The 17,011-nt window shown below is 74.2% G+C and carries 13 protein-coding genes and 2 pseudogenes; 3 read left to right on the forward strand and 12 right to left on the reverse strand.

Annotated elements, in window-relative coordinates; all coding sequences use genetic code 11:
- From NUM_RS04505 to NUM_RS04520, 4 genes are all read right to left on the reverse strand, one after another.
- Positions 1–629: hypothetical protein (locus NUM_RS04505; RefSeq protein ID WP_207123275.1), on the reverse strand; the 629-nt coding region annotated here is incomplete at its 3' end.
- Between the two features lie 31 nt (positions 630–660).
- Positions 661–1,278 (reverse strand): response regulator, encoded by a 618-nt coding sequence (locus NUM_RS04510; RefSeq protein ID WP_207123276.1) that lies wholly within the window; start codon positions 1,276–1,278, stop codon positions 661–663.
- Complete coding sequence (locus NUM_RS04515) at positions 1,275–2,591, reverse strand: sensor histidine kinase (RefSeq protein ID WP_207123277.1); 1,317 nt, start codon at positions 2,589–2,591, stop codon at positions 1,275–1,277. The genes NUM_RS04510 and NUM_RS04515 overlap by 4 nt, the downstream gene beginning before the upstream one ends.
- A 260-nt stretch (positions 2,592–2,851) precedes the next feature.
- Positions 2,852–4,936, reverse strand: coding sequence for an MMPL family transporter (locus NUM_RS04520; RefSeq protein WP_225918327.1), 2,085 nt, complete (start codon positions 4,934–4,936; stop codon positions 2,852–2,854).
- Positions 4,937–5,202: 266 nt separating this feature from the next.
- On the opposite strand from NUM_RS04520, the gene NUM_RS04525 reads away from it, so the two are divergent.
- Positions 5,203–6,939 (forward strand): ABC transporter substrate-binding protein, encoded by a 1,737-nt coding sequence (locus tag NUM_RS04525; protein WP_207123278.1) that lies wholly within the window; start codon positions 5,203–5,205, stop codon positions 6,937–6,939.
- Here NUM_RS04525 and NUM_RS04530 read toward each other — a convergent pair.
- A complete protein-coding gene (locus NUM_RS04530; protein ID WP_207123279.1) occupies positions 6,929–7,900 on the reverse strand; it encodes a threonine ammonia-lyase in 972 nt (323 codons plus the stop codon). The two genes, NUM_RS04525 and NUM_RS04530, sit on opposite strands and share 11 nt — an antisense overlap.
- Positions 7,901–7,983: 83 nt before the next feature.
- On the opposite strand from NUM_RS04530, the gene NUM_RS04535 reads away from it, so the two are divergent.
- Entirely contained in the window at positions 7,984–9,144 is a 1,161-nt protein-coding gene (locus NUM_RS04535; protein ID WP_370466923.1) for a LysR family transcriptional regulator, read from the forward strand.
- Between the two features lie 185 nt (positions 9,145–9,329).
- Here the strand turns inward: NUM_RS04535 and NUM_RS37905 are convergent.
- Both NUM_RS37905 and NUM_RS04545 read right to left on the reverse strand, forming a co-directional pair.
- Positions 9,330–9,827: pseudogene (locus NUM_RS37905) on the reverse strand (NAD-dependent epimerase/dehydratase family protein); the annotation flags it as partial.
- A 66-nt stretch (positions 9,828–9,893) separates the two neighbouring features.
- The gene (locus NUM_RS04545; protein WP_207123280.1) at positions 9,894–10,724 is read right to left on the reverse strand and encodes an IclR family transcriptional regulator; all 831 of its coding nucleotides are present in this window, start codon (positions 10,722–10,724) and stop codon (positions 9,894–9,896) included.
- Between the two features lie 161 nt (positions 10,725–10,885).
- Between NUM_RS04545 and NUM_RS04550 the strand changes: the two genes are divergently transcribed.
- Complete coding sequence (locus tag NUM_RS04550) at positions 10,886–12,394, forward strand: sodium:solute symporter family protein (RefSeq protein ID WP_207123281.1); 1,509 nt, start codon at positions 10,886–10,888, stop codon at positions 12,392–12,394.
- Positions 12,395–12,461: 67 nt separating this feature from the next.
- Here NUM_RS04550 and NUM_RS04555 read toward each other — a convergent pair whose 3' ends face one another.
- From NUM_RS04555 to NUM_RS04575, 5 genes and pseudogenes are all read right to left on the reverse strand, one after another.
- Positions 12,462–13,223 (reverse strand): class I SAM-dependent methyltransferase, encoded by a 762-nt coding sequence (locus NUM_RS04555; protein ID WP_207123282.1) that lies wholly within the window; start codon positions 13,221–13,223, stop codon positions 12,462–12,464.
- A 70-nt stretch (positions 13,224–13,293) separates the two neighbouring features.
- A complete protein-coding gene (gene fabF / locus NUM_RS04560) occupies positions 13,294–14,529 on the reverse strand; it encodes a beta-ketoacyl-ACP synthase II (RefSeq protein WP_207123283.1) in 1,236 nt (411 codons plus the stop codon).
- Between the two features lie 132 nt (positions 14,530–14,661).
- Positions 14,662–14,904, reverse strand: a complete 243-nt coding sequence (locus NUM_RS04565; RefSeq protein ID WP_030444347.1) for an acyl carrier protein — start codon at positions 14,902–14,904, stop codon at positions 14,662–14,664.
- Positions 14,905–15,013: 109 nt separating this feature from the next.
- The gene (locus tag NUM_RS04570) at positions 15,014–15,979 is read right to left on the reverse strand and encodes a beta-ketoacyl-ACP synthase III (protein WP_207123284.1); all 966 of its coding nucleotides are present in this window, start codon (positions 15,977–15,979) and stop codon (positions 15,014–15,016) included.
- Between the two features lie 26 nt (positions 15,980–16,005).
- Positions 16,006–16,929 (reverse strand): annotated as a pseudogene (locus NUM_RS04575) (ACP S-malonyltransferase); the annotation flags it as partial.
- Positions 16,930–17,011 lie beyond the last annotated feature (82 nt).

Below are 17,011 nucleotides of genomic sequence, written 5' to 3' on the forward strand. Positions count from 1 at the left end.
ACCGACCGGGCGTCGGCGGTGCGGCGCGGCGCCAGCCGGGTCGCGGCGACCCGCTCGGCGCGGCGCAGCATCGCCGCCGCGGTGGGGCGCCGGGTGGCGCGGATCCGGCGGTCCGGCGCGGCGGTACGGCAGAGCTCCGCCACGGCGCCCCACACCAGCCCGACCAGCTCCCGCCGCGGCGAGTACAGCGCCCACCGGGCGCCCACGGCCACCGCGACCAGCACCAGCGCGGCGAGCGCGACCAACCGCAGCACCGCGCCGGCGGAGTACGGGCCGAGCACGCCCGCGCGGGTCAGCTGCACCAGGAACCACGCCGCCACGACGGCCAGCTGGGCGGCCCGGAACAGTACCGAGCCGAGCGCCGAACGGCCGACGGAGTCCGCGGCGACGCTGCCCGGCAGCGACCGGCGGGCCGCGATCAACGCGCGGAGCTGCCGGCCGGACAGGCCGGCGGCGAGCAGCCGGCGCCAGATCGCAGGCTGCGGATCGAACGTCGCCAACCAGCTCGTCGGCGCCAGCAGCAGTGCGAGCACCACCTCCGACCGGCGGGGCAGCAGGGACTCGCCAGGGCCCGGCAACGCGGCCGCGCCGGGCCGGCCGGCGTTCGGGGGTCGTTCGGGTCCACGCACCCTGTCATGGTCGGCCCGACGGGCAACCCGGTCAGAGGATGCCGCGGCGGCGGGCCTCGGCGACCGCGCCGGTGCGGTTGTCGGCGCGCAGCTTCGCGTACACCTGGACCAGATGCGACTTGACGGTGGCCTCGGTGATGAACAGCCGCCGGCCGATGGCCTGGTTGGACAGCCCGTCCGCGACCATGCCGAGGATCTGTGTCTCCCGCCGGGTCAGCGCCGGTGCCGGGGTACGGGTGCGTTCCACCAGCCGGGTGGCGACCGACGGGGCGAGCACGGTCCGGCCGGCGGCGGTGTCGTGCACCGCGGTGAGCAGCTGCTCCGGGGTGGCGTCCTTGAGCAGGTACCCGGCGGCGCCGGCGGCGATCGCGGGCAGGATGTCGGCGTCCCGGTCGTAGGTGGTCAGCACCAGCACCCGGGGCGGGTCGGGCAGCCGGCGGATCCGTGCGGTCGCCTCCGCGCCGTCGATGCCCGGGCCCAGCGCCAGGTCCATCAGCACCACGTCGGGGTGCAGCGCGGCGGCCTGGTCGACGCCGTCCGCGCCGGTCGCCGCCTCGCCGACCACGGCGATCTCCGGGTCGGCGGCGAGGGCGGCGCGCAGCCCGCCGCGGACCACCGGATGGTCGTCGACCAGCAGTACCCGGATCATCGGGCACCGCCGGTCCGCGGCACGGTGAGGTTGACCGCGGTACCCCGGCCGGGGGCGGTGTCGACCGACAGGGTGCCGCCGACCTGCTCGGCCCGGGCCCGCATGCCGGCGAGGCCCAGCCCGGTACCGCTGGTGGCGCCGAGCGGCCGGGCCGGGTCGAAGCCGCCCCCGTCGTCCACCACGTCCAGGCTGACGGTGTCCGGCAGGTACGTGAGGGTCAGCTCGATGCGGTCCGCGGCGGCGTGCGCCCGGGCGTTGGCCAGCGCCTCCTGCCCGGTGCGCAGCAGCGTCACCGCGACCGGTGTCGGCAGCGGCCCGGGATCGCCCTCGACGTGCAGGTGGGTACGGTCGCCGGGCTGCTCGGCGACGATCCGGCGCAGCGCGTCGGGCAGCGAGGCGCCGGCCAGCTCGGCCGGGGTGAGGTCGCGGACCAGCCGCCGGGTGTCGGCGAGCGCCCCGCGGGCCGCGCCGATCGCGGTGTCGAGCTGCTCGACCAGCGAGCTGTCGCGCTGCCGGTCGGTCGCCGGAGCGGGCCGGCCGCGCGCTCGGTCCGCGGCCGGCGTGGCGTCGGCGGCATCCCGGTCGGTGGCCGCGGTCACCGACCTTCCCGCGGCGTCGCGGTGGTCCACCGCGGATCCGGTGCCGGTGGCGGTCGCGGACTGGCGCGCGGTGCGCAGCACCAGCACGATGCTGGTCAGGTTCTGGGTCACGGTGTCGTGGATCTCGCGGGCCAGCCGCTCCCGCTCGGCGAGGACGCCGGCCTGCCGCTGCGAGGCGGCCAGCCGGTCCTGCGCGGCGGTCAGCTCGTCGATCAGCTCGGCCCGCTGCCGTACCTGCTCGGCGAGGTCGCGGTAGACCACCGTGATCATGACCGCGACGAGCGCCCCGACCAGCGGGCCGACCACGGCGGCGGCGTCCCAGCGGCCGCGGTCGGTGGCGATCACCACGACGGTGCCGGCGGTCAGCGCCGCCACCACCGGGACCGAGGCGGCCAGCGGGAGCAGCTGGGTACCGAGCAGGAACAGCGGGAACGCCAGCCAGACGAAGCTCGCCGAACCGACCGCGAGCGCCGCGCACCCGGCCACCAGTACGGCGAGCCAGCCGATCGCGAGGCCCCGGGTGCGGCGCCGGCGGGCCAGCACGGCGCCCACCGCGTACCAGCCGGCGACGAGGATCGCGCCGGCGAGCAGCACCGGCCAGCCGCGGTGGCCGGCGGCGCCCGCCGCGCCGAGCGCCAGCAGCCCGACGAACAGGACGTGCTCGCTGCGGCGCAGCAGCAGCAACGCCACCGGGCGGGACGGAGGGTCAGCCATGGTGCTGATCACGCTAGCCGTCCGCACGCACCTCGGCGCCGGTTCCCCGCGGCCCCGGTGACCCGCCCGGCGGCGCGGCCGGTCGGGGCCGGTCGATGCTGCGGAGCCGGCCGGAACCGGTCGATGCTGCGGAGCCGGTCGGAGCCGGTCGGGGCCGGTCGGGGCCGGTCGGGGCGAGCCGGTGCTGCGGAGCCGGTCGGGGTCCGGGTACTGCGGTGCTGGGCGGGGTCGGCCGGCGCTGCGGTACGGCGGTGCCGTGGTCAGCCACCGGCGGCCGACACCGGGACCGGATCGGGTTCGCGGGTCGGGCGGGATGGTCGGGACGGCCACCAGATCCGGTCGCCGACCAGCGCGAACACCGCCGGTACGACGACGGTACGAACCAGCAGGGTGTCGATCAGGACGCCGAGGCCGACGATCAGACCGAGTTGGGCGAGCGTGGTCAGCGGCAGCACCCCGAGGGCGGCGAACACCGCGGCGAGCACGACGCCGGCGCTGGTGATCACCGTGCCGGTGTGGCCGATCGCGCTGATCACGCCGGCGCGGGTGCCGTGCGCGACCGCCTCCTGCCGGGTGCGGTGCGCCACGAAGATCGTGTAGTCGATGCCGAGCGCCACCAGGAACAGGAACGCCACCAGCGGCACGTTCACGTCCAGCGCCGGGAACCCGAACAGCCGGGTACCGGCGAAGGTGCCGGCGCCGATCGCGGCGAGCGCGGACGCCAGGTTGACCGCCACCAGCAGCACCGGCGCGACCAGCGCGCGCAGCAGCAGTACCAGCAGCAGCAGCGCGACACCGAGGATCAGCGGCGCGATCGTGCGCAGGTCGCGGCCGAACGCGTCCCGTACGTCGAGGTCCTGCGCGGTCTGGCCGCCGACCTTCGCCTCGGCGCCCGGCACCGCGTGCACCGCGGCGCGCAGCCGCCGTACCGTGTCGAGGCTCGCGGCGCTGCCGGGCTGGGCGGAGTCGACGACGGTGAGCTTGACCAGCCCGTCCGGTGAGCGGCCGGCGGGCCGCACCCGCACGCCCGGTACCCGTTGCGCGGCGGCGGTGACCGCCGGCGCCGTGTCGGCCCGCGCCACCACGATCAGCGGCGCCGACTCGCCGGCGGGGAAGTGCTCGGCCAGCACCCGCAGCCCGGTGGCGGACGGGGACGGCACCCGGAACTGTTCGAGCTGGCTGAGCCCGACCCGGGTGCCGAGCAGCCCGCCGGCCAGCACCGCGAGGCCGATGACCGAAGTGGCCACCACCAGTGCCGGGCGCCGGGTGACGCCGCCGGCGAGCCGCCGCCAGAACCGGCCGGCCCGGGCGGGCGCGGCGCCGGCGCGCGGGACGAACGGCCAGAACAGCCGCCGGCCGCAGACCGCCAGCGCGGCCGGCAGCAGTACCAGGACGAACAGCAGCGCGAGCACCAGGCCGACGGCCGCGGCGACGCCGAGACCGCGGGTGTTGGGCATCGCGGCGAGCAGCAACGTCAGCAGCGCGGCGACCACGGTGAGGTTGCTGGCGAGGATCGCCGGGCCGGTACCGCGCACGGCGGCGGCGAGGGCGGCCCGGTGGTCGGCGGTGCGGTACAGCTCCTCCCGGTACCGGGAGATCAGCAGCAGCGCGTAGTTGGTGCCGGCGCCGAACACCAGCACGCTGATGATGCCGGCGTCGAACTGCAGGTCGGCGGCGGCACCGAGGGCGGCGGTGACGCGGGCGGCGACCTGGTCGGCGAGGCCGACCACGGCGAGCGGTACCAGCCACAGGATCGGCGAGCGGTAGGTGAGCAGCAGCAGCACCGCGACGATGCCGACGGTGACCGCGAGCAGGGTGAGGTTGGCGCCGTCGAACGCCGCGGCGATGTCGGCACCGAACGCCGGCCCGCCGGTGATCTGGACGCTCAGCCGGTCCGGCGCCACCCGGCGCGCGGTACTGCGCAGCCGGTCGATGGTGTCGGCGATCTCGGCATCGGACCGGTCCGTGTCGACCGGCACGTTCACCACCGCGGCCCGCTGGTCGTGCGCCGCGACCGGTGGCGAGCTCCGCTGCCCGACCCGCCGGCCCAGCGCGGTACCGAGCCGGTCGGTCGCGGCCCGGTCGGCGCCGGTGAGCCGGCCGCGGTCGTGCCGGGTCACCACCGCCACCACCGGCGCCAGCTCGTGCCCGGCGAACCGCTGCTCCAGCTGCCGTACCTGCGCGGACTCCGACCCGGTCGGCAGCGCCTGCGCGGCGCCGGGGGGCTGCGCCCCGCTCGTCGCGCCGGTGACGCCGGCGGCCACCAGCAGCCCGAACACCAGGACCAGCCACGCGCCGCGCCGGCCGGTCACCGTCGCGGCGAGTCGCCGCCACACCCCCGTCATCGCACCCCGACCTCGCTCGTCCGTCCGGATCGCTCACCACGCTAACCGGACATCAGGGCAGGTACCTGGCGCGAAAGGCGGGCCGTGAACCCCGACGAAAGTTGCAGGCCCGGGCCGGGGCCGGCCCGCTGGCGGGGCGCCCGGTATCGGTGCTGTGCGTCTTACGTGATGAGATGAGCGGTGTGCGGGGTCGAGGCGTTTCGGCATGTTGACAACGCTGTCACCAGCCGGGGCAGCCCGGTGTCGAGCCGAGGAACTGGAGCGTCATGCGGATCGGGCGAACCGTCGCCGCGCTGGGCGCCGTCGTGCTGACGGTGGGCCTGGCCGGTGCCTGCAGCAAGAACACCGGGACGGACTCGAAGCCGGACGCGTCCCGCACCTACCACGCGAGCATCTCCACCGACCCGAAGGACTCGCTGGGCCCGGCCCCGGCGGTACCGGGGGCGAAGTCCGGCGGCACGGTGCACATCCTGCAGGAGAAGGACTACGAGCACCTCGATCCGCAGCGCACCTACGTGTCCAACTCCGGCATCATCGAGCAGCTGTTCACCCGGACCCTGACGGCGTTCACGCCCAGCGGCCGGAACGCCACGCTGGTCGGCGACCTCGCCACGAACCCCGGTACCGACGTCGACGGCGACTGCAAGGTCTGGCGCTACACCATCAAGAAGGGCATGCGGTACGAGGACGGGTCGGCGATCACCGCCGCCGACGTGGCACACGGCATCGCCCGGTCGTTCTCGCCGGAGCTGTCCGAGGGGCCGCACTACATCCAGCAGTGGCTGACCGGCAAGCAGGTCTACAACGCCGACTACCAGGGGCCGTACAACGGCGGGAAGGCGTTGCCGCCCAACCTGACCGTGTCCGGCAGCACCCTGACGTTCCACTTCCCGCAACCGCACTGCGACCTGCCGTACGCGGCGGCGATGGCCGAGACCGTGCCGGTGCCGGCGAGCAGGGACACCGGCGCGAAGTACGACCGGCACCCGTTCTCGTCCGGCCCGTACAAGATCGCGAGCTACGAGCGGGACAGCAAGCTCGTGCTGGTGCGCAACCGCTACTGGGACGCGAAGACCGATCCGGTCCGGCACGCCTACCCGGACTCCGTCGAGGTCGACCTCGGCGCGAGCGACGTCGAGCAGACCAACCGGCTGGTCGCCGACAACGGCGCCGACCGGACGGCGCTGTCCACCGCGCAGGTGCCGCAGTCGCTGATCCCGCAGGTACAGAAGAACGACGGTGCCATGCGGCGGTCGCTGACCGGCTCGAACGGCTTCACGTTCTACTTCGCCATCAACTGCGAGCGGGTCACCGACCCCACCATCCGCAAGGCCATGTCGTACGCGGTGGACCGCGGCGCGATCGTCCAGGTGCTGGGCGGCGAGAAGGCGGCGCGGCCGGCGACCACGCTGCTGTCGCCCACGGTGGCCGGCTGGCAGGATTTCGACGCGTTCCCGGCCGGCGCGCACGGCAACCTGGCCAAGGCGAAGAAGCTGCTGAACGGCCGGCACCCGAGCCTGACGTACGCCTACGCCAACTCGTCGGTGAACCAGCGGGAGGCGCCGCTGATCCAGCAGATGTTCCAGCGCGCCGGGTTCCGGGTGGTGCTGCGACCGCTGGATGCCACCAGCTACAACACCGCGCTGGGCAGGCACCCGAAGTACGACTTCTACCAGACCGGCTGGGGTGCCGACTGGCCGTCCGGCGCCGCGACGATCCCGGTGCTGTTCGACGGCCGCTCGATCCGGGCCAACGGCAACAACGACACCGCGTACTTCGAGCAGCCGTCGATCGACCGGCGCATCGACGAGCTGAACCAGATGCCGGCGGCCAAGGCGGGACCGCAGTGGTCGGCGCTGGAGAAGCGGATGATCGCCACCTACGCCCCGGTCATCCCGCTGTACTACCAGCAGTCGTTCCTGCTGCACGGCTCGAAGATCGGCGGTGCGCTGCTGTCCTCCACCGGCGCCGAGTCGTTCCTGAACCTCTACGTCAAGCGGTGACGGGTGGCCGGCTGGTCGCGGTCGACTCCAGCACCGCGGACAGTTCGGCCGGGCTGGCGTTGCCGCCGGTGACCACGATGCCGACCCGCCGGCCCGCGTACCGGTCCGGGTCGGCCAGCAGCGCGGCGAGCCCGGCGGCGCCGGCCGCCTCGGCGAGCGTGTGCGCCCGGGTCAGCAGCACGTGCTGGGCGGCGCGCAGCTGCTCGTCGGACACCAGCACGAAGTCACGCAGGTGGGCGCGCAGCAGCCGCTGGGTCAGCGGGAAGCCGCTGCCGGTGGCCAGCCCCTCCGCGGCGGTACGGTTCGGCGCCTCGACCGGTTCGCCGGCGCGCCACGAGTCGTGCGCGGCGGGGGAGGCGGCCGACTGCACGCCGATCACCTCGCAGCGCGGTGCCAGCGCCGCGGCGACCACGCCGGCCGCGGCGGCGCCGGAACCGCCGCCGACCGGTACCAGCAGGGCGTCGAGGTCGGGGTGGGCGGTGAGCAGTTCGGTGTAGGCGGTGCCGACGCCGGCGACCAGGTCCTCCTCGTGCGCCGGCCCGACCAGCCGCATGCCGTCCGCGGTGTCCGCCGCGTACCGCTGCGCCGCCGTCAGGTCCGCGCCGTGGCAGTCCACCCGCGCGCCGAGCGCCCGTACCGCGGCGAGCTTGGTCGGGTTGGGGTCGGCCGGCATCACGATCCGGCACGGCGCGCCGAAGCGCCGGCAGGCGTACGCGATCGACTGGGCGTGGTTGCCGGTCGAGTAGGTGACGACGCCGCGGGCCCGGTCGGCGACGGACATCCCGGCGAGCAGCGCCAGTCCGCCGCGCACCTTGAACGCGCCGGTCGGCTGCACCTGCTCGTGCTTGACGACCACCCGCGCCCCGGCCGTCTCGTCCAGCAGCGGGTACGACCAGGCCGGGGTCGGCGGCAGCAGCCCGGCGATCGCCCGGCCGGCCCGCAGTACGTCGTTGAGATCCATGCCGCCAGTCTCGCCGCGGCGCACCGATCGGTCCAATGCCAGCTTTCGCGCGAACCCATCGACGAGATTGATAGGTTGTCGTCATGCTGTCCCTGCCCCGGCTCCGGGTGCTGGCCGCGGTGGCGCGGTACGGGTCGGTGACCGCGGCGGCCGAGGCGCTGCACTACGCGCAGGCGTCGGTGAGCCACCACCTGGCCCGGCTGGAGTCCGAGACCGGCGCGGTACTCACCCAGCGGGTCGGCCGTGGCATCCGGCTCACCGAGGCGGGCCGGCTGCTCGCCGCCCGCGCCGAGGAGATCCTGGGCCGGCTCGACACCGCCGAGCGCGAGCTCGCCGCGCTCACCGGGCTCGCCGCCGGCCGGGTCCGGCTGGCCGCGTTCCCGTCCGCGCTCGGTACCTTCGTGCCGGCCGCGCTCGGTGCGCTTGCCGCCGACGTGCCCGGCCTGGACGTGTCGCTGGTCGAGGCCGAACCGCCGGCGGCGCTGCGGCTGCTGCGCTCCGGTGAGATCGACGTCGCCGTCGTGTTCGGCTACCCGCCGGAGCTGGCCGGTACGGGCCCGCCCGGCACGGCTCGTCGCGACGCCGGCGCCGCTGCTGCCGGCCCGCCAGGTGCCGACGGCGACGGTGACGTGCGCGGCGCGGGCGCGCGTGCGACCGGCCCGTTCCGGGCCGACCGCGCCGACCGCGCCGGTGACCCGCGCGTCGCGGGCCTGCGCGGGACCGAGCTGCTGGTCGAGCCGATGTGGCTGATCGCGGCGGAGGCCGGCGGCCCGGAGCTCGCGGCCCACCGGGACGCGCGGTGGATCGCCGGCTGCGAGCGGTGTCGCGCCGACCTGCTGCGCCGGTGCGACGCGGCCGGGTTCGTCCCCGACATCGCGTTCACCACCGACGACTACGTCGCGGTGCAGCGACTGGTCGCGGCCGGGGTCGGGGTGGCGACGCTGCCCGGGCTGGCGCTCGCCGCGCACCGGCACCCGGCCGTGAGCGCGGTCCGGGTACCGGGCTGGCTGCGTACCGTGCGGGCGGTCAGCTACGGCGCGCCACCGGATCCGCCGGCGGTCACCGCGCTGCTCGCAGCGCTCGTCGCGGCCGCCGAACAGTCCACTGTGGACTCTCAGAGCGGGTTGGGCTCACCGACCGGGGTGGTGGTGAAGCCGCCGCCGAGCAGCGCGTCGCCGGGTGCCGGGGCCGACTCGGCGAGGATCTTCTCGGCGAAGCGCTCCGCGTCGTCGCGCGGGGAGTAGCCGAGCGCCCGCGCCTCGGTCAGCGAGTAGTGCCCGCGGGTGTTGTCCGAGGCGCCCCACACCACCCGGAACCCGGGACTCGGCGCGGCCAGGCACGCCTCGAACAGCCGGGCCCCGTCGTCCGGTGACAGCCAGGTCGCGAGGCCACGGACGCCCGGCGGTTCCGGGAAGCACGAACCGATCCGGATGCACACCACGTCCAGCCCGAACCGGTCGTGGTACAGGCTGCCGAGCGCCTCGACCGCCACCTTGCTCACGCCGTAGTAGGTGTCCGGCCGCGGCGGCGCGTTGGCCGGGACACCGCCCGGACCGGCCTCCGCGACCGGCCGCATGCCGACCGCGTGGTTGCTGGACGCGAGGATCACCCGCGGCACGCCGGCGAGCCGGGCGGCCTCCAGCACCGTACGGGTGCCGTCGACGTTGACCGCGAGGATCTGCTCCCACGGCGCCTCCCGGCTGATGCCGCCGAGGTGGATCACCGCCGCCGCGCCGCGGCACGCCGCGGTCATCGCCGCCGGGTCGGTCACCGACGCGGTGACGAGCTCGATCCGCTCGCCCGGACCGGCGGGCGGCTGATCGAGCAGGTCCAGCAGCCGCAACGTCCGACCGGGCCGCGCCAGCCGGGGCCGCATCAGCCGGCCGATGGTACCGGCGGCGCCGGTGACAAGTACCGTCTCGGTCACGATCGACGGGTCCTTTCCGTTGCGGGACAGGGGTTCCCCGATCCGGGTTGGCCGGACCGGGCCGGCTCAGCGGATGCCGGCGCGGCGCAGCTGGGCGCCGAGCTCCTCGGTGATCTCCCGCAGCAGTGCGCAGACCCGCCGTACCGTGGCGTCGGTGGCCTTGCCGACCGGCATCGAGCAGCTCAACGCGTCGGTGGCCGGGATCCGGTAGCCGATCGCGACCGCGGCGCACGCCACGCCCGGGGTGCCCTGCTCGGACTCGGTCGCGTACCCCTGGGCGCGAACGCCGGCGAGCTCGGCGCACAGGGCGTCCCGGCTGGTGACGGTGTGCTCGGTCAGCGCCGGCAGCCGGGCCGGGAGCAGCCGGCCGACCTCCTCGTCGGTCAGCTCGGCCAGCAACGCCTTGCCCAGCGCGGTGGCGTGCGCCGGCAGCGTCCGGCCGACCCGGGAGATCAGGTGCACCGAGTGCCGGGACTCGCGGGTCTCCAGGTACACCACCTCGTCGCCGCTGCGCCGCGCGTAGTGCGTGGTGAACCCGGACCGCTCGCGCAGCCGCTCCAACGCGTCGGTCACGTACGGCAGGGCGGGGTCGCGGTCGAGGTACGCGGTGCCGCAGATCAGCGCGCGCACCCCGAGCCGGAACCGGGTGCCGCCCTCGTCGGACTCGATCCAGCCCAGGTCGTGCAGGGTGCGCAGCAGGCCGTGCAGGCTGGAGCGGGGCACCCCGGTACGGGCGTGCAGGTCCGACAGCGAGGTCCAGGCGCGGTCGGCGGCGAACGTCTCCAGCAGCTCGATCGCCCGCCGGGCCGACTTCACCCCCGCGCCGGACTCGACCGCGTCACCGTCCGTCCCGCCGCCGGCGCGGGTCGGCGCCGGGTCCCGTACCTGCCGTGCCATGGCACTCCTCTCCTGGGCGGCCTGCCCGCAATCGTGCGTACTTGCGCATTGACAGGCACGCTGCCCAACACTAGCTTCTCCGGCAGGATTCTCGTACACGACATCGGTTCACGGTTCAGACGACGTTCAAGTATGTGGACAACCCCGAAGAGGGTGGAATCGTGCACGCACTCGACTGGACGGTCCTCGCCGGCTACTTCGGCGTCATGGTGCTGATCGGCCTGTGGTCGCACCGGCGCATCGGCAACGTCAGCGACTACTTCACCGCCGGCGGCCGGATGCCGTGGTGGCTCGCCGGCATCTCGCACCACATGTCCGGCTACAGTGCGGTGCTGTTCGTCGCCTACGCCGCGGTCGCCTACACCGACGGCATCACCATCTACTTCTGGGGCTTCGCCACCATCGGGATCGGCGTCGGCATCGGCAGCTGGCTGTTCGCGCCGCGCTGGAACCGGCTGCGCAGCAAGTACAAGGTCGCCTCGCCGCTGGAGTTCCTCGCCCGGCGGTACAACGTGACCACCCAGCAACTGCTCGCCTGGAGCGGCGCGCTGCTCAAGGTGTTCGACGTGGCGAGCAAGTGGGCGGCCATCTCGGTGGTGCTCAACGTGTTCGCCGGGGTGCCGCTGACCTGGGGCATCCTGATCACCGGCGCGATCACCCTGGTCTACTGCACCGCCGGCGGGCTGTGGGCCGACGCGCTCACCGACTTCGGCCAGTTCGTCATCCAGGCCATCGCCGCGATCGTGATGATCGTCGTGGTGCTCGGCAAGCTCGGCGGCATCTCCGCGATCTGGACCATGTGGGGCCAGCTGCCGGCCGGCCACCTCTCGCCGACGACCTCCAAGTACACCACCGTGTTCCTGCTGGTGTACGTGCTGGAGAAGACGATCGAGTACAACGGCGGGATGTGGAATCTGGCCCAGCGGTACATGGCGGCCGAGGGTGCGCCGGCCGCCCGCCGCACCGCCCGGCTCTCCTCGCTGCTCTACCTGCTGTGGCCGATCGTGCTGATGTTCCCGATGTTCGCCTCGCCGCTGCTGGTGCACGTCTCCGACGCGACCACGTCGTACGCGGTGATGGCCTCGACGTTCCTGCCGCACGGGCTGATCGGGCTGGTGCTGGCGGGGATGTTCTCGCACACCATGGCGATGGCCTCGTCCGACGCGAACGCCATCTCGTCGGTGGTCACCCGCGACATGCTGCCGGTGATCACCAGCCGGCTGCGACATCGCGCCCACCGCGGCAGCCTCACCACCGCCCGGGTGGTCACCGTGGTGTTCGTGGCGCTGAGCATGCTGGTCGCCACCCAGTCGGCCAACCTCGGCGGGGTCCTCGCGATCGTGGTGTCCTGGGTCGCCGCGCTGATGGGGCCGATCTCGATCCCGCTGCTGCTCGGCATGCTGCCCTGGTTCCGGCACAGCGGGTCGCGCGCCGCGATCGCCTCCTGGGCCTGCGGGCTGGCCGCCTACGTGCTGGTCTACTACGTGGTTCCGTCCAGCCAGGTGGTCGTGGTCGCCACCCCGATCCTGACCTCGCTGGTGGTCTACGTCGGGCTCGGGCTGCTCGCCTCCGAACGCAGCCCCGGTACCGACCAGATGCTCGCCGCGGTCGACCACGACGGCGCCGACGAGCCGGCCGAGCCCGCCGCCGCACCGGCCGGCGGCGGCTGACCGGAGGGTGTGCTCCGTCCACCGTGGACGGAGCACACCGCGGCTCAGGTACGGAGCGCACCGCGGCTCAGGTACGGGTCAGGACGAGTACGGTCGCCTCCGCGGTCGGCTCGGCGGCATCCGGGTCGGCGTCCACCTCGCGTTGCAGCGACGCGAAGCCGGCCGCGATCTGCTCCTCGGACATGTGCTGGAACACCGACATGGACCGGTGCCGCAGCCGCTCCAGCCGCTGCGCCCTGGTCTGGGTGGCCGGATCGCGCAACACCCGCGGCGCGGGGCTCGCGGTGAAACCGGCCGCCTCGAACGTGCCGGTCTCGGCGGCCAGCGACCGGTACATCCGGGCGTCCAGCTCCAGCCCGCCCGGGAAGTGCCGCAGCCACCAGATGTCCGGCATCCGGTCGCTGAACTGGGCCCGCAGCAGCAGCGTGCCACCCGGTCGCAGCACCCGGGCGATCTCGCGCGCGGCGGCGTCCTTGTCCGCCACGTGGTGCCACACCAGGAACAGCAACCCGTAGTCGAACTCGCCGTCGGCGGCGGGGATCGCGGTGGCCGAACCGGCGACGTACCGGACCAGCGGGTGGGCCGACTCCCGCGCCGCGACGGCCCGCATCGCGTCCGCCGGTTCGACCCCGGTGACCGGCCCGAACGCGTCGGCGAGCAGCGGGGAGAACCGACCCGTACCGGAGCCGAGGTCCAGCCCGGACAGCGGTCGGCGGGCGGGCAGGGCGCCGGCGAACAGCGACAGCCAGGCCCGGCCGGCTCCCTCGCCGAGGGCGCGGCTGGCGTGGTAGTCGCGGTGGATGGGTCCGTCGTAGTCGACGCGCTTCATCGAGACTCCCGGAGACGGTGACGCGGCCCCGTCCATTGTCCCGGACGGGGCCGCGTCGCTCGCGTGCGAGCTACACGCGCTGGAAGCAGAGCGCGCAGTTGTGGCCGCCGAAACCGAACGAGTTGTTCAGCGCGGCCGGTACCTCCATCCGCCGGGCGACGTTCGCCGCGACGTCGAGGGTGAGCTCGTCGTCCGGGTCGTCCAGGTTGATCGTCGGCGGCACGACACCGTCGCGTACCGCGAGGATCGTCGCGATCGACTCGATCGCGCCGGCCGCACCGAGCAGGTGACCGGTCATCGACTTGGTCGAGGTGACCACCGGCTGCTCGCCGACCGCCTTGCGGATCGCCGCGATCTCGCCCATGTCGCCGATCGGGGTCGAGGTGGCGTGCGCGTTGACGTGCGCGATGTCGGACGGGGACAGCCCCGCGTCGGCGATCGCCAGCCGCATCGCCCGGGCCTGCTGGGTGCCCTCCGGGTCCGGCTGCACGATGTCGTACCCGTCGGAGGTCAGCGCCGCGCCCGCGAGCTTCGCGTACACGGTCGCGCCGCGCGCGGCGGCTCGGTCGGCGCGTTCCAGGACGACCACGCCGGCGCCCTCCCCGAGCACGAACCCGTCCCGGCCCTTGTCGAACGGGCGGGACGCCCGGGTCGGCTCGTCGTTGCGGGTCGACATGGCCCGCATCGCCGCGAACCCGGCGATCGGCAGCGGGAACGCCACCGCCTCGGTACCACCGGCGAGCACCACGTCGGCCCGGCCGGAGCGGATGATGTCCAGCCCCAGCGCGATGGCCTCCGAGGAGGTCGCGCAGGCGCTGGCAGCCGAGTGCACGCCACCGAGCACGCGGAACTCCAGCCCGACGTACGCGGCCGGCCCGTTCGGCATCAGCATCGGCACCGTGTGCGGGCTGACCAGCCGCGGTCCCCGGGCGAGCAGCCGGTCGTGCTGATCGACCAGGGTGCGGGCGCCGCCGATGCCGGTACCGACGCTGACCGCGACCCGCTCCCGGTCCGGGTCGTCGGAGTCGAGCCCGGCGTCGAGCCAGGCCTGCCGCGCGGCGACCAGCGCCGCCTGCTCGGACCGGTCCATCCGCCGGGCCTTGACCCGGTCGATGTGGTTGGTCGGGTCGTCGGCCATCAGCCCGGCAATGCGCACCGGCAGCTCGGCCGCCCAGTCGGCATCCAGGGTCCGGATACCGGAGCGGCCGGCGACCATGCCCTCCCAGGTGGACGCGACGTCCCCGCCGAGGGGGGTCGTCGCGCCGAGCCCGGTGACTACCACTTCCGGAGTGGAGTGGCTCGTCATCGTGATGTCGCCTCCAGCATTTCGTTCGTCACCGGTCTGCCTGTGCGACCGGTGTACCAGCCGTGGAACGCGGACAGGATGGCGGTCCGGCGGCCGGCCATCCTGTCGGTGCGTGTCGGGGCCAACAGCCTCTCAGGCCGCGTTCTTCTCGATGTAGGTGACCGCGTCGCCGACGGTCTTCAGGTTCGGGACCTCGTCGTCGGGGATCTTCACGCCGAACTTCTCCTCGGCGGCGACCACGACCTCCACCATCGACAGCGAGTCGACGTCCAGCTCCTCGGTGAACGACTTCTCGTCGGCGACGTCGGACTTGTCCACGCCGGCCACCTCTTCCAGAATGTCGGCCAGGCCGGTGCGAATCTCGTCGCGGGTCATGCGGTGTTCCTTCCTTGTCCTGCCGGGTGTCGCGGCGCCTTTCGCCGCACCCGACGTCCCATGGTGCCGTACCCGGGGTGCCGGGTCGGCGACGGCTGCGAAATGTCGACTACGGGCAGCGCACGACCTGCCCCGCGTAGGTGAGCCCACCGCCGAAGCCGAACAGCAGCACCGGCACGCCGGAGGTGAGCTCGCCGCGCTCGATCAGCTTCGACAGCGCCATCGGTACCGACGCGGCCGAGGTGTTGCCCGACTCGACGATGTCGCGGGCGACCACCGCGTTGGTGGCGCCGAGCTTCTTCGCGAGCGGCTCGATGATCCGCAGGTTCGCCTGGTGCGCAACGAATCCACCCAGCTCGGACGGCTCCACGCCGGCCCGGCGGCAGGTCTCCGCGATGAGCTTGGGCAGTTCGGTCTGGGTCCAGCGGAACACCGTCGGCCCGTCCTGCTTGATGTACCCGCGGCGCCCCTCGATGGTCAGCACCGAGCCCTTGCTCGGGTCCGAACCCCACAGCACCGGGCCGACGCCGGGCTCCTCGTCGTCGCCCACCGCCTCGACCACCGCGGCGCCGGCGGCGTCGCCGAACAGGATGCACGAGGTGCGGTCGGTGTAGTCGGTGACGTCGGTGAGCTTCTCCGCGCCGATCACCAGCGCCCGCCGGGCGGCACCGGCCCGGATCGCGTGGTCGGCGGTGGCGAGCGCGTACTCGAAGCCGGAGCAGCCGGTGTTGAGGTCGAACGCCGCCGGCGCGGTGATGCCGAGGTTGTTCGCCACCCGGCAGGCCACGTTCGGGCACCGGTCGATCGACGAGCAGGTGGCCACGATGACCTGGTCGATGTCGTACGGGGTGAGGCCGGCGTTGGCGAGCGCCTTCCCGGCGGCGGCGGTGGCCATGTCGGCGACCGTCTCGCTCTCCGCGACCCGACGCTCCTTGATGCCCACCCGCGAGGTGATCCACTCGTCGGTGGTGTCCACGATGTGGGTCAGGTCCTCGTTGGTGAGCACCTTCGCCGGCTGGTAATGGCCCATCGCGACGATCTTGGTGCCGCGTGCGGGTCCTGCGGGGGTGGTCATGCGTTGTCTCCCGTCTCGGCGAAGCGGGCCGGCTCGCCGTGCCGTGCGATCAGGTCCCGAGCGGCGGGCAGGTCGTCCGGGGTGTTGAGCGTGACGATCTCGGGCGCGCCGCGGCTCTTCAGCTCGCGCTTGACCAGGCCGGACAGCGTGCCGGCCGGCGGCAGCTCGAGGACCGCGGTGACGCCCAGGTCGGCCAGCGTCGCGAGGCACCGGTCCCACCGCACCGAGCTGGTGACCTGGCGGACCAGCCGGCGGACCAGCTCGGTGCCGGAGCCGACCGCGGTGCCGTCGGCGTTGGACAGCAGCAGCCGCCGCGGGTCGCGCACGGTGATGCCGCCGGCGAGCCGCTGCAGCGCCTCCTCGGCCGGCGCCATGTACGGGGTGTGGAACGCGCCGGCCACCGCGAGCGGCCGCACCCGGGTACCGGCCGGCGGCTCGGCGGCGAACTTCTCCAGCGCGGGCAGCGACCCGGCGGCGACGATCTGGCCGGCGCCGTTGCGGTTGGCCGGGGTCAGGCCGGCGGCCTCGATCGCGGCGGCCACCTCGTCCGGGTCGCCACCGAGTACGGCGCTCATCCCGGTCGGCTCGATCGCGCAGGCGGCGGCCATCTCCCGGCCGCGTACGCCGGCGAACAGCATCGCCGACTCGGCGCTCAGCGCGCCGGCGACCGCTGCGGCGGTCAGCTCACCGATGGAGTGGCCGGCGACGACCGAGACGTCGTCCAGCGGCAACTGCTCGGCCGCGACCAACCCGGCCGCGACCAGCAGCGGCTGGGTGCGCGCGGTGTCCTTGATCTCGTCGGCGTCGGCTGCGGTACCCAGGTGCACCAGATCGGCGCCGGCGGCGGTGGACAGCCAGCGCAGCCGGGCCTCGACGCCGTCCACGTCGAGCCACGGTGCCAGGAATCCGGGCTTTTGCGACCCCTGTCCGGGGGCGAGTATCGCGAGCACGCGTTGACTCTGACCGATCCGGCGCCCGTCGCGACCGGTTCTGATCAACCAAACCCGACCACGGACGTTGTGGAGAGTCGAC

The sequence above is a fragment of the Actinocatenispora comari genome (assembly GCF_017312725.1).
Lineage (GTDB): Bacteria > Actinomycetota > Actinomycetes > Mycobacteriales > Micromonosporaceae > Actinocatenispora > Actinocatenispora comari.